Below are 12,974 nucleotides of genomic sequence, written 5' to 3'. Positions count from 1 at the left end.
TGCTCCTTTGCGCGTTCGTGAGGGGTGGTGGTGGTCTGCGCCCGGGGCTCAGGCGGCTTCGGTGAGGGGGTGCCCGGCCGTGGACGGGGCGGCGTGGGTCTGCCGCTCCGTGGCCAGCAGGCTCGCCGCGTTCTGGGCGGCGGTGAACGCCGAGGTGATGGCGGTCTCGGTGTAGAGCGTGCCCAGGTAGTCCCCGGCGAGGAAGACCCGGTCGGCGGGGCGCATCAGGACGTCCTGGAGCTTCCCGCGGCCGGGGAAGCAGTAGGGCGCGCCCGTCTCCCAGCGCTGCACGTGCGCCTCCTCGACGATCCCGGCGAAGCCGGGCAGCACCTGGTCCAGGTCGGAGACGTAGGTGTCGACGATCTCCTCGTCGGTCTTCGGCAGCAGCCGCTCCGCCAGGCTCGCCGGGGAGAAGGTCATGATGCTGCCGCCGGGCTGCCGGTGGCTCTCGGTCCCGCGGACGATGTTGCCCATGTTCAGGGCCACGTTGAAGGACCGCTTGGGCGTCGCGATGCCGTAGGCGCCGTCCCACGGCTGCGGGCCCTGCTCGTTGGTGAGGAAGGCCGCGCTGACGTAGGAGCCGTACTTGACCTGCGCCAGCGCCTCGCGGGTGTCCGCCGGGAGGTCGACGCCGATCCGGTGGCTCACCGTGGCGGGGGTGGCCAGGATGGCCGTGCGCGCGGTGACCTCGCGGTCCTCGCCGTCCCGGCGGTAGCGCACCACCACGTGATCCTTGTGCTGCACGACCTCCTGGACCTGGGCGCCGAGCTCGATCCGCTCGTGCTGCGAGGCCGCGATGGTCTCGGTCAGCGTCGAGGGGCCGCCCAGGATGCTGCGGCTCAGACCCTGCCCGATGTTCCACACCAGGCTGAAGTACCCGATGCCCGCGCCGGCCGAGATCTGCTCGGGGTCGCCCGCGGAGCGGGTCACGGTCGGCCGGAACAGCGCCTCGGCGTCCTCCGGGATGTCCCCGAGGTGGTCGGCGAAGGACCGGTCGTTCTCGAAGTCGTAGATCCGCTGCTGCCGCTGCTCGCCGCTCTCGCCCGGGCGGCGCCGGGTGGCCTTGGCGTAGCGGAAGACGTCGGCGCTGACCTTCATGCCCGACTTCAGCATCGCGACCCGGTCGGACAGCGCCATGGGGATGCGGAACGGGTAGGTCTGGACGGGGCCCTTGAGCAGCAGCTTGCCGTTCATCGAGACGCCGGCCAGGGAGCCGGGGACGTCGATGGCGCGGGTCCCGGTCTCGGTGAGCAGCTCGTGGGTCGAGGTGTTGGGGCCGCCGAAGACGTGGCCTCCCCAGTTGAGGAAGTACTGGCCGCGCTTCTCCGAGCGGATGCGCCCGCCGATGCGGTCCCCGGACTCCAGGACGAGGGTGTCCCAGTGCCTGAGCCGCCAGGCGGCCGACAGGCCGGCGAGCCCTCCTCCGATGATGACTGCGTCCTTCACGGGATCATCCCTTTCACGAAACGGCCGCCGGTGAGCCTCGAGAGCGCTCCCCCGGACGGCGAGAATGCCTGCGGGCGACAGCAGGACCACCGCCGAGCCGGCCCGGGCGAACCCGGCCCACGACCCGCGGGGAGGACGAACCGGGCGGGGTCGTCCTCGGCCACCCCGGCCGTCCATCTGTTGTCTAGAACACACTAACTCTGTGATCACACATCACACAAGCGGTTCGTGCACCACTTTTCCGTGTCCGGGACCCGCCGTGCACCCGGGGCCGTCTCCACCCCGCACCGTCGGCCGCCCGGCCCCACCACGGCACCGGCGGGGCCCTTCGCCACGGCACCGACCGGGCCGCGTTGCTACAGCACCGACCGGGCGGCGTCGTCGAAGTGCGCCACGTGCTCGCGGGCCAGCCGCTCGGCGCGCTCCTCGTCACCGGCCAGGATGCGCTCCACGAGCGCCAGGTGCTCCCCGATGTGCCCCTCCATCGGCGGGAGCCGGTCCATGATCAGGCACCACATCCGGGTCACCAGGTTGTCCAGGCGCACCAGGGCCTCCTCCAGGTGCGGGCTCCTGGCCGCCTGGCTGATCAGCCGGTGGACGCGGAGGTCCAGCTCCATGAGGTGCCGGCGGTCGGCGTCGGAGGCCGTCTCCCGGATGGCGTCCAGGGCCTCCGCGAGCTCGCCCCGGACCTCGCCGCCGGTGAAGGAGGCGGCGCGGTGGGCGGCCAGCGGCACCAGCACCCGGCGCATCTCGGAGATCGGGGTGATCTCGGTGAGGTCCACGTTGGCGGCGAAGGTGCCGCGCCGGGCGAAGGTGACCACGAGGTGGTCCGCCTCCAGCCGCTTGAGGGCCTCGCGCAGCGGCGTGCGCCCGACGTCGAGCTCCCGGCTCAGCGCGGCCTCGCTCAGGGGAGCGCCCGGTGCGATGTCCAGCAGCGTGAGCCGGTCGCGCAGGGTGTGGTAGGTGCGCTCGGCCATCGAGGCCGACGGCGCCGGGGCGGCGGTGACGAGTTCGGCGGTCACGGGGTCACTCCTTCGGGACGCTGGGAAAATCGGTCGCTTCACACTATTGCGTGTGTTCCACCACTCATTCTAGGCTAAGCGACAACTGATATATCAGTTGACGATCACACGGATGGAAGCGGGACAGCCCATGACCGACTACACGCCCCTCGCCGACGCCTCGCTGACCGCCGACCTGGCGGAGCTGGACCCCCTGGTGGCCGAGCAGATCGACCGGGAGCTGGCCCGCCAGCGCACCGGCCTGGAGATGATCGCCTCGGAGAACCACACCGCGCAGGCGGTGATGGCGGCCCAGGGCTCGGTGCTGACCAACAAGTACGCGGAGGGCTACCCGGGCCGGCGCTACTACGGGGGCTGCGAGCACGTCGACGTCATCGAGCAGGTCGCGATCGAGCGCGCCAAGGGGATCTTCGGCGCCGAGTACGCCAACGTCCAGCCGCACTCGGGCGCCCAGGCCAACGCCTCGGTGATGCACGCGCTCATCACCCCGGGGGACACCATCCTCGGGCTGAACCTGGCCCACGGCGGCCACCTGACCCACGGGATGAAGCTGAACTTCTCCGGGAAGCTCTACCACGTCATCGACTACGGGGTGGACGAGAAGACCCACACCGTGGACATGGACGAGGTGGAGGCCCTGGCCGTGAAGTACCGGCCCAAGCTCATCATCGCCGGCTGGTCCGCCTACCCGCGCGTGCTGGACTTCGCCCGGTTCCGCGCGATCGCCGACGAGGTCGGCGCCTACCTCATGGTGGACATGGCCCACTTCGCCGGGCTGGTGGCGGCCGGGCTGCACCCGAGCCCCGTGCCCCACGCCCACGTCGTGACCACCACGACCCACAAGACCCTGGCCGGCCCGCGCGGCGGCCTGATCCTCACCAACGACGCCGCCGTGGCCAAGAAGGTCAACTCGGCCGTCTTCCCCGGCCAGCAGGGCGGCCCGCTCGAGCACGTGATCGCCGGCAAGGCCGTGGCGTTCAAGATCGCCGCCTCGCCCGAGTTCGCGGAGCGGCAGCGGCGCACCGTCGAGGGCGCCCGGATCCTCGCCCGGCGGCTGACCCGGCCCGACGTCGCCGAGCGCGGCATCACGGTCGTCTCCGGCGGGACCGACGTGCACCTGGTGCTCGTGGACCTGCGCGACTCCCCGCTGGACGGCAAGCGCGGCGAGGACCTGCTCGCCCAGGTCGAGATCACCGTGAACCGCAACGCCGTGCCCTTCGACCCTCGCCCGCCCATGGTCACCTCGGGCCTGCGCATCGGCACCCCGGCGCTCGCCACGCGCGGCTTCGGGGAGGCGGCCTTCGAGGAGGTCGCCGACGTCGTCGCCGAGCTGCTCATCGCGGGCACCGCGGCCGACGACGTCGACCCCGGGCCCCTCGAGTCCCTCCGCGAGCGGGTGCGCGCCCTGGCGGACGCCCACCCCCTCTACCCCAGCCTGACCCCCGCGACCACCCCGATCGGAGCGTGACCATGGCGGAGAAGCTGCCGGAGCACCCGGACTTCCTCTGGCGCAACCCGGACCCCCAGTCCAGCTACGACGCCGTGATCGTCGGCGGCGGCGGGCACGGTCTGGCCACGGCCTACTACCTGGCCAAGGAACACGGCATGACCAACATCGCCATCCTCGAGCGCGGCTGGCTGGCCGGCGGGAACATGGCGCGCAACACCACGATCATCCGCTCCAACTACCTGTGGGACGAGTCGGCGGGGATCTACGAGAAGTCGCTGCAGCTGTGGGAGCAGCTGCCCGAGGAGCTCGACTACGACTTCCTCTTCTCCCAGCGCGGCGTCCTGAACGTGGCCCACACGATGCAGGAGGTCCGCGACGCCCAGCGGCGGGTCAACGCCAACCGGCTCAACGGCGTCGACGCCGAGTACCTCGACCCGCAGCAGGTCAAGGAGGTCTGTCCGATCATCAACGTCTCGGACGAGATCCGCTACCCCGTGATGGGCGCGACCTACCAGCCGCGCGGCGGCATCGCCAAGCACGACCACGTGGCCTGGGCCTTCGCCCGCGCCTGCGACCGGATGGGCGTGGACATCATCCAGAACTGCGAGGTGACCGGGTTCCTCAAGGACGGCGAGCGCGTCGTCGGGGTCGAGACGACCCGCGGGAGGATCGCCTGCGGCAAGGTCGGCCTGGCCGCCGCCGGGCACTCCTCGATCCTGGCCGAGATGGCCGGGGTGCGGCTGCCCATCCAGTCGCGGCCGCTGCAGGCGCTGGTCTCGGAGCTCTTCGAGCCGGTCCACCCCACGGTGGTCATGTCCAACCACATCCACGTCTACGTCTCGCAGGCCCACAAGGGCGAGCTGGTCATGGGCGCGGGCGTCGACTCGTTCAACGGCTACGGCCAACGGGGCGGGTTCCACATCATCGAGGACCAGATGGCGGCCGCGGTCGAGCTGTTCCCGATCTTCGCCCGGGCGCACCTGCTGCGGACCTGGGGCGGGATCGTGGACACGACCCTCGACGCCTCGCCCATCATCTCCCCGACCCCGGTCGAGGGACTGTACGTCAACTGCGGCTGGGGCACCGGCGGGTTCAAGGGGACCCCGGCCGCCGGGCTGACCTTCGCCCACACCATCGCCACCGGCGCCCCGCACCCGCTGAGCGCGCCGTTCGTGCTGGACCGCTTCGAGACCGGCCACCTGATCGACGAGCACGGCGCGGCCGCCGTCGCCCACTAGAAGGCAAGGAGCGCACACACACCATGCTGCAGATCGACTGCCCGCACTGCGGGCCGCGCGACGAGATCGAGTTCCACTACGGCGGCGAGGCCGACGTCGAGTACCCGGTCGACCCCTACGAGCTCTCCGACGCCGAGTGGGCCGAGTTCCTCTTCTACCGGGGCAACCCGAAGGGCGCGTTCACCGAGCGGTGGATGCACTCGATGGGCTGCCGGAAGTGGTTCAACGCCGTGCGGGACACCCGCACCTACGAGTTCTCGAGCACCTACCCCCTGGGCCGGGCACCCGCCGCCGACCCCGTCCCGACCACCGGCCGCCTCGTCGAAGGGAACACCCGATGACCGCCTCGCGCCTGAGCGCCGACCGCACCCCCGGGCACGGCATCGACCGCGCCGCGCCCCTGTCCTTCACGTTCGAGGGCGCCGCGCGCACCGGCCTGCGGGGCGACACGGTGGCGAGCGCCCTGCTCGCCGGCGACGCCCTGGAGTGCGGGCCCTCGCTGTACCTCTCCCGGCCCCGCGGCATCCTCGCCGCCGGCGTCGAGGAGCCCAACGCCCTGATGCACCTCGCCGCCCGCGGGCCCGGGCACGCCGAGGAGTCGATGCTGGCCGCGCCGGTGATCGGGCTGACCGAGGGCCTGGCGGGCCGCTGGCTGCAGGGGCGCGGGCAGCTGGACCCGGCCGGTGACGCGGCCGAGTACGACCGCATGTACGTCCACGCCGACGTCGTGGTGGTCGGCGCGGGGCCGGCCGGCGTCGCCGCGGCCCGGGAAGCCGCCAAGACCGGCGCCCGCACCTACCTGATCGACGACCAGCCCCAGCCGGGCGGCTTCCTCCTCTCAACTCGAGACGAGGAGATCGACGGCGAGGACGCCGTGGCCTGGTGCCGCCGCGCCGTCGAGCGGCTGGGCGCCCTGGAGGACTTCACCTACCTGCCGCGCACCACGGCGATCGGCTCCTACGACTCCAACTACGTCGTGGCGGTGCAGAACCGCACCGACCACCTGCCGGTCGAGGAGCGGCCCGGGGTCTCCCGGCAGCGGACCTGGCATCTGCGGGCCCGCCGGGTCGTGCTGGCCACCGGGTCCCACGAGCGGCCGATCGTCTTCGCGGACAACGACCGCCCCGGCGTCATGCTCTCCTCCGCGGTGCGCACCTACCTCAACCGCTACGGCGTCGCCGCCGGGCAGCGCGTCCTGGTGGCCACCACCGACGACTCCGCCTACGACCTGGTGCAGGACCTGCGCCGGGCCGGCGTCGGCATCGCCGCGGTGGTGGACTCCCGGCCCGAGCCCTCCGAGCGTGCCGCCCGCGAGCTCGCGGACGCGGGCGCCCGGGGGATCTTCGGCGCGGCCGTGATCGGCACCGAGGCGGGCGAGGGCTCACCGCGGGTGGCCCGGGCGACCGTCAGCCGCCTCGACGCCAACGGCGGCCTGACCGGAGAGCCCGAGACCCTGGAGACCGACCTGCTCGCCGTCTCCGGGGGCCACTCCCCCGTGGTGCACCTGCACTCGCAGCGGCAGGGCGCCCTGCGCTGGGAGCCGTCCATCGCCGGCTTCGTCCCCGAGGCCCCCGTGCGGGGCCAGGACACCGCGGGCGCGCTCAACGGCTCGCTCTCGCTGGCCGAGGCGCTCGCCGAGGGCGCGCCGGCCGGGCACCGCGCGGCCGCCGACTGCGGGCTGAGCGCCCCGCTCATGGTCCCGGCCGCCGGCGCCGAGTCCCGGGAGGGCGTCCCGACCGCGGCACCCCGGCCCCTGTGGCTGGTCCCGGGGCCCTCCGGCGTGCCGGGCGAGTGGGACACCCACTTCGTGGACCTGCAGCGGGACCAGACGGTCGCGGACGTGATGCGGGCCGTGGGCGCCGGGATGCGCTCGGCCGAGCACGTCAAGCGCTACACCTCGATCTCCACCGCGCAGGACCAGGGCAAGACCTCCGGCGTGCTGGCCCTGGGCGTGCTCGCCGAGGTCTTCGGGGCCGAGGATCCTTCGGCGATCGGGCCCACCACCTTCCGGGCCCCCTTCGCGCCGGTGCCCTTCGCGGCGCTCGCGGGGCGGCGTCGGGGTCACCTGTTCGCCCCGGCCCGGACCACCAACATGCACCCGTGGCACGTGGCGCACGGCGCGATGTTCGAGGACGTCGGGGAGTGGAAGCGGCCCTGGTACTACCCCCGCGGGGGCGAGGACCTGGACGCCGCGGTGCTGCGCGAGTGCGCGGCCGTGCGGGGGTCCGTGGGGATGCAGGACGTCTCCACGCTGGGCAAGATCGAGATCCGCGGGGCCGACGCCGCCCAGTTCCTCAACCGGATCTACACCAACGGCTTCGCCAAGCTCGCGGTGGGCAAGGGCCGCTACGGCCTGATGTGCACCCCGGACGGCATGCTCTTCGACGACGGCGTGACCCTGCGCATCGCCGAGGACCGGTTCTACATGACCACCACCACCGGCGGCGCGCCCAAGGTCCTCGACTGGCTCGAGGAGTGGCACCAGACGGAGTGGCCGGACCTCGACGTCGTGTTCACCTCGATCACCGAGCAGTGGAACACGGTGGCCGTGGTCGGGCCGAGGTCCCGCGCCGTGGTCGCCAAGATCCTGCCCGAGCTCGATGTCTCCAACGAGGCGTTCCCGTTCATGGCCTTCCGCGAGACGGTCCTGTCCAACGGGGTCCCCGCCCGGGTCTGCCGGGTCTCGTTCTCCGGCGAGCTCGCCTTCGAGATCAACGTGGAGAACTTCTACGGGCTCTCGACCTGGGAGCTGGTGGCCGAGGCCGGCGCGGAGTTCGACATCACCCCCTACGGCACCGAGACCATGCACGTGCTGCGCGCGGAGAAGGGCCTGATCATCATCGGACAGGACACCGACGGCACCGTGACCCCACAGGACGCGGGCATGGAGTGGGCGGTGTCCAAGCTCAAGGACTGCATCGGGAAGCGCTCGTTCCAGCGGGCGGACACCTCCCGGACGGACCGGAAGCACCTGGTCGGCGTCCTGCCCGTGGACGGCCGGACCCGCCTGGACGAGGGGGCGCAGCTGATGTCCCGGGACACCCCGGTCACCCCGGAGCAGGGGCCGGTGCCCATGCTGGGGCACGTCACCTCCTCCTACCTCTCGGCCGCCCTGGGCCGCCCCTTCGGGCTGGCCCTGATCAAGGACGGGCGCAACCGCATGGGCGAGGTGGTCAAGACCCTCGCGGGGGACGACGTCGTCGACGTCGAGATCACCTCACCCGTCTTCTACGACCCGGAAGGGGCCCGCCGCGATGGCTGAGCACAGCACCACACCCGAGCGCACCGAGATTGACCGCGCCGAGACCGGCCGCGCCGAGACCGGCCGAAGCGAGACCGGTCCGGGCGGGGACGCCGCACCCGGCGTCGCCCAGGAGCCCGGCGCCCTGGACGCCCTGCGCCGCTCCCCCGCCGGCCACCTCGCCGAGCAGATGCGGGAGGCCGGCACGGACGGCGAGCGCGGGGTGCGCCTCGCGGAGCTGCCGTTCCGCCCCCAGATCGGCGTGCGCAGCTGGCCCGGCACGCCGAGCTGCGACGTCGTCGAGGCCGCGCTGGGACTCCCCATGCCGACCCGCTGCGGCGAGTCCACCGGCGACGCCGCGGGCCTGCACTCCCTGTGGCTCTCGCCGGACGAGTTCCTCGTGGTCGACGCCTCGCGCCGCCAGGTCCCCGGCGAGGCCCGGCGGGCCGAGGAGGCCCTCGAGGGACTCCCGGGCCAGGTCATCGACCTCTCGGGCAACCGCACCATCCTGGAGCTCAGCGGCCCCCGGGCGCGGGCGGTCCTAGAGAAGGGCTGCCACGTGGACCTGCACCCGCGGGAGTTCCCGGTGGGCGCGGTGGCCTCGACGGCGCTGGGCCCGGTCCAGGTGATCCTGCACCGCAGCGACGAGGGGACGTTCCGGGTCTATCCGCGCTCGTCCTTCGCCGAGTACACGGTGCACTGGCTGATCGACGGCATGCGGGAGTTCGCGTCCCCGCCGATCGACTGACGTCCGAGCCGGCCCGCCAGCAGCACCTCGCCGCCCCGGCGTCGAGCCCCCGTTCAAGATGAGGGAGAATCAGACCATGACCGCAACACTTTCGACGACCCCGGAGACCCCGAACGCCACCACGTACGAGTACGTGCTCAACTTCGCCTGCGCCCAGCGCCCCGGCCTCCTCCACGCCCTCACCGGACTCCTCGTGGAGTTCGAGGGCAACATCATCGAGCTCAAGCAGTTCGACGACCCCCGCAGCGACCGCTACTTCCTGCGCATGCACTTCTCGGTGCCGGGCGACTCCCCGGAGACCGTGGACGCGGGCCTGCGCGAGCGCCTGACCCGCCTCGAGACGGACCTCGGCGCCGAGTGGTCCCTGAACCCCCACGCCGCACGACGCCGGGTGCTCATCATGGCCTCGAAGTCGGACCACTGCCTCAACGACCTGCTCTACCGCTCCCGCGTTGGCTCGCTGCCGATCGAGATCGCGGCCGTGGTCTCCAACCACCCGGACCACCGCGAGCTCATCGAGTGGCACGGCATCCCGTACTTCCACGTCCCGGTGGACCCGCAGAACAAGCAGGTGGCCGAGGGCCGGCTGCTGGAGCTGGTGGAGGAGTACGACGTCGAGCTGGTCATCCTGGCCCGCTACATGCAGATCCTCTCGGACGCGCTGACCGCCGAGCTCTCGGGCAAAGCGATCAACATCCACCACTCGTTCCTGCCCTCGTTCAAGGGCTCGAAGCCGTACCACCAGGCCTTCGAGCGCGGGGTCAAGACCATCGGCGCCACGGCCCACTACGTCAACGAGGAGCTGGACGAGGGCCCGATCATCAGCCAGCAGGTCATGCAGGTCGACCACGCCTTCGGGCCGGAGGACCTGGCCGCGGCCGGGCGCGACTCCGAGTGCAAGGCGCTCGCGGACGCGGTCAAGCTGCACTGCGAGTCGCGGGTGTTCGTGGACGGGAACCGCACGATCATCCTGCGCTGAGCCGCGTGGAGGTGCAGGGGGCGGCGCCGCGGTGAGCGGCGCCGCCCCCTTTCCCGTGCGCGAGACCGGAAGCGCCGCGGCATCCGACGCCTCGATTCCGGGTGCCCGACGCGTCAGTCCCGGGCATCCGACGCGTCAGTCCCGGGCGTCCGGCGCCTCGGTCCCGGACGCTCGGCGCCTCAGTCCCAGGAGGGCGGCTCCGGGTCGTACTGGATCTGGCGCTGGACCTCGAGCGCGCGCTCCGCGCCGGCGAGCCGGCCCACCAGGTGCAGCGCCATGTCGATCCCGGCGGAGACCCCCGCGGAGGTGACGACGTCGCCGTCGTCGACCCAGCGCTCCCCGCTGCGCACGACCACGGTCTCGTCCTGGGCCGCCAGCTCGTCGTAGGCGAGGTGGTGCGTGGTGGCGGGCCGGCCGCGCAGCAGCCCGGCGGCCGCGTAGACGAGCGAGCCGGTGCATACGCTGGTCATCAGGGCCCCCGACGCCGCGGCCTCGCGCAGGTAAGCCAGGTGCGCGGCGTCTGCGCACAGGGGCCGGGAGCCCCGGCCGCCCGGCTCGAGGAAGAGGTCCGGCGCGGGGTGCTCCGCGAGGACCCCGTCCGGCTGGATCCGCAGGCCCTTGGCCGCGGTCACGGACCCGCCCGAGGACGACGCCGTGACGACCCGCCACCCGTCCTCCGGGTGGCCCCTGGCCCAGGAGGCCAGCACCTCCCAGGGGCCCACGGCGTCGAGCTCCTCGACGCCGTCGAAGAGGTGGATCACTGCCGTCCTGGTCTCCATGCCACGAGTATGGCACGGGTCACGGGCGCCCGCCCCTCCCCGCTCAGCGCGGGGGCAACAGCAGATCCCCCCGGATCGCGACGCCGTGGAGGGTCCGCGCCCCGACCACGCACCAGGCGGCGACCAGCCCCGCGCAGTAGGCCACGGCGAGGACCGTCACCGCGGTCAGGCCGGTGTGCCCGGCGAGGGCGCTGAGGCCGGTCGCGCAGGTGCCCACCGGGAAGGTGAAGGACCACCAGGTCAGCGAGAACGGCAGCCCGCGCCGGACCGCCCGGAGGGTGAGGACCAACGCCAGCGCCGTCCACAGCAGCGCGAATCCCAGAGCGAGGGCGCCGTAGGCCACCGCGAAGCGGAGCAGGGACCCTGCGACGGCGTCGTCCGCCGCGAGCGGGGCGCGGTCGGCCAGGAGGTTGACGGCCGTGGCCGACTGACCCGCGAAGCCCAGGACGATCCACAGCGTCGGCACCGCCCCCGGCGCCCCGACCCCGTGCCGGACCAGCCGCCGCACGATCAGGGAGGTGACGAGCAGCGAGGCCGCCAGGCTCAGGGCGAAGAGGGCGTAGCACCCCCACAGCAGCGCCTCGCGCGGCAGGCCCGCCGGGGCGTGGGGCAGCAGGAGGGCGCCCGCGGAGGCCGAGACCATCGGCGGGACCACGGGCATGAGCCACCCGCCGAAGGCCTCCTCGGGCCGGTACCGACCGCGCGCGGCGACCAGGCACGGGATCGCGACCGCCCCGATCAGCCCCAGCACCGTGCCGGCTCCCCACAGCGCCCAGGCGAGGTCGACGGCGGCGCGCTCCCCACCCAGTCCCGGCCCAGCAGGAGCGCCCCGCCGCGACCGTCAGCAGCGCCATGGGCGGCGCGCCGTGAAGTGCGCCGTGACCGGGTGCCGGTGGTGCCCGCGCGCGGCCCCGGGTGCCGGGCCCAGTGCAGCGCCGTCGCGAGGACGACGCCGGCCAGCAGGACCGCGGCGAGGGCCCAGACCGCCGTGGCCGCCGTCCGCTGCCCGGGCAGCTGCAGGGGCAGGCTCGCGCCGGCCGTGGCCACGATGCCCGTGCCCATCACCGCGGCGAACCAGTTGGGCGGGACGTGCGCGACGGTGAGGCCCGGGCGCCTCGCCCCCTCCCGCGGAGGCGAGGGGGAACGGCGCACTGACGCCTGGGAGTCGGAGGAGGGGGTCTGCACGAGCATGCCTCCAGTCTGCGGCCCGCCCGGACGGCCGCGCCACGCGCTCTTGGTTGGCGTGGCACAATGTGGGGTTGTGACCAAGCATCGCCTGACCGACCGCGCGCTGGACGTCGACACCCTGGAGATCCTCGAGGGCGTGGCCGAGCTGGGCTCCCTCTCCCGCGCGGCGGAGCGACTCGGGATGAGCCAGCAGGCCGCCTCCGCGCGCCTGGCCGCGGCCGAACGAGCCACCGGGCTCTCCCTGCTGCGCCGCTCCCCCTCGGGCTCCGCGCTGACCCCGACGGGCGCGACCGTCCTGGAGCTGGCCGAGCCCGTGCTCGGCGGGCTGCGCCGCCTGGAGGTCAGCCTCGAGTCGCTGCGGCAGCCGGCCGGCGCCCTCACGGTAGCGGCCTCGCAGACCGTCGCGGAGCTCTTCCTGCCGCGCTGGCTACTGCGCCTGCGGCGGCACCGGCCCGACGCCGCCGTCCGGCTCCTGGCGGGGAACTCGGCGGACGTGCTGGCCCGGATCGCGGACGGCTCGGCGGACCTGGGCTTCGTGGAGGGCCCCTCGATCCCGGCCGGCGTCTCCGCGCGGCCGCTGGAGCCGGACGAGCTCGCGGTCGTCGCCGCACCCGAGCACCCGTGGGCGTGCCGCGGGAGCATCGACGCGCGGGCCCTCGCCGAGGAGGCGCTGCTGGTCCGGGAGGAGGGCTCCGGGACGCGGGGGACGCTGGAGGCCTGGCTCGCGGAACAGGGTCTCGGCCTCGCGGAGCCGGCGGCGGTGCTGGGCACGACGGCGGTGGTCCGCGCCAGCGTCCTGGCCGGCGTCGCGCCCGCCGTCATGAGCCTGCGCACCGTGGCCGCGGAGCTCGAGAGCGGCGCGCTGGTCCGCGTGGCGCTGGAG

At 73.4% G+C, this 12,974-nt stretch carries 12 protein-coding genes; 7 read left to right on the top strand and 5 right to left on the bottom strand.

The features are described 5' to 3' along the window. Positions 1 to 48: 48 nt before the first annotated feature. The gene (locus NBM05_RS11195; RefSeq protein ID WP_254167361.1) at positions 49 to 1,446 is read right to left on the bottom strand and encodes a protoporphyrinogen/coproporphyrinogen oxidase; all 1,398 of its coding nucleotides are present in this window, start codon (positions 1,444 to 1,446) and stop codon (positions 49 to 51) included. 356 nt (positions 1,447 to 1,802) lie between these two features. After that, positions 1,803 to 2,468, bottom strand: a complete 666-nt coding sequence (locus NBM05_RS11190; RefSeq protein ID WP_254167360.1) for a GntR family transcriptional regulator — start codon at positions 2,466 to 2,468, stop codon at positions 1,803 to 1,805. Positions 2,469 to 2,580: 112 nt separating this feature from the next. On the opposite strand from NBM05_RS11190, the gene glyA reads away from it, so the two are divergent. From glyA to purU, 6 genes are all read left to right on the top strand, one after another. Further along, complete coding sequence (gene glyA / locus NBM05_RS11185; protein ID WP_302183925.1) at positions 2,581 to 3,936, top strand: serine hydroxymethyltransferase; 1,356 nt, start codon at positions 2,581 to 2,583, stop codon at positions 3,934 to 3,936. Positions 3,937 to 3,938: 2 nt separating this feature from the next. Further along, positions 3,939 to 5,156 (top strand): sarcosine oxidase subunit beta family protein, encoded by a 1,218-nt coding sequence (locus NBM05_RS11180; RefSeq protein WP_254167358.1) that lies wholly within the window; start codon positions 3,939 to 3,941, stop codon positions 5,154 to 5,156. 23 nt (positions 5,157 to 5,179) lie between these two features. Beyond that, positions 5,180 to 5,497, top strand: a complete 318-nt coding sequence (locus NBM05_RS11175) for a sarcosine oxidase subunit delta (protein ID WP_254167356.1) — start codon at positions 5,180 to 5,182, stop codon at positions 5,495 to 5,497. Continuing rightward, entirely contained in the window at positions 5,494 to 8,418 is a 2,925-nt protein-coding gene (locus NBM05_RS11170; protein ID WP_254167354.1) for a glycine cleavage T C-terminal barrel domain-containing protein, read from the top strand. Before NBM05_RS11175 ends, NBM05_RS11170 begins: the two co-directional genes overlap by 4 nt. After that, a complete protein-coding gene (locus NBM05_RS11165) occupies positions 8,411 to 9,145 on the top strand; it encodes a sarcosine oxidase subunit gamma (RefSeq protein ID WP_254167352.1) in 735 nt (244 codons plus the stop codon). The genes NBM05_RS11170 and NBM05_RS11165 overlap by 8 nt, the downstream gene beginning before the upstream one ends. A gap of 76 nt (positions 9,146 to 9,221) precedes the next feature. Further along, entirely contained in the window at positions 9,222 to 10,124 is a 903-nt protein-coding gene (gene purU / locus NBM05_RS11160; RefSeq protein WP_254167351.1) for a formyltetrahydrofolate deformylase, read from the top strand. Positions 10,125 to 10,303: 179 nt separating this feature from the next. Here the strand turns inward: purU and NBM05_RS11155 are convergent, their stop codons facing one another. The 3 genes from NBM05_RS11155 to NBM05_RS11145 are packed head-to-tail and all read right to left on the bottom strand — an operon-like array spanning position 10,304 to position 12,094. After that, positions 10,304 to 10,903: a DJ-1/PfpI family protein gene (locus tag NBM05_RS11155; protein ID WP_254167350.1), complete on the bottom strand. Its 600-nt coding sequence runs from the start codon at positions 10,901 to 10,903 to the stop codon at positions 10,304 to 10,306. A gap of 43 nt (positions 10,904 to 10,946) precedes the next feature. Further along, positions 10,947 to 11,654, bottom strand: coding sequence for an SLAC1 family transporter (locus tag NBM05_RS11150; protein ID WP_254167349.1), 708 nt, complete (start codon positions 11,652 to 11,654; stop codon positions 10,947 to 10,949). After that, positions 11,642 to 12,094 (bottom strand): SLAC1 family transporter, encoded by a 453-nt coding sequence (locus NBM05_RS11145; protein ID WP_254167348.1) that lies wholly within the window; start codon positions 12,092 to 12,094, stop codon positions 11,642 to 11,644. The genes NBM05_RS11150 and NBM05_RS11145 overlap by 13 nt, the downstream gene beginning before the upstream one ends. A 70-nt stretch (positions 12,095 to 12,164) precedes the next feature. Here NBM05_RS11145 and NBM05_RS11140 point away from each other — a divergent pair. After that, the coding region (locus NBM05_RS11140) for a LysR family transcriptional regulator (RefSeq protein WP_254167346.1) at positions 12,165 to 12,974 on the top strand (810 nt) is incomplete at its 3' end.

Origin of the sequence: Rothia santali (assembly GCF_024199905.1) — a bacterium.
Taxonomy (GTDB): domain Bacteria; phylum Actinomycetota; class Actinomycetes; order Actinomycetales; family Micrococcaceae; genus Rothia; species Rothia santali.
Note: the sequence above shows the minus strand (reverse complement) of the source record. Positions and strands in the feature narration are given on the sequence as shown.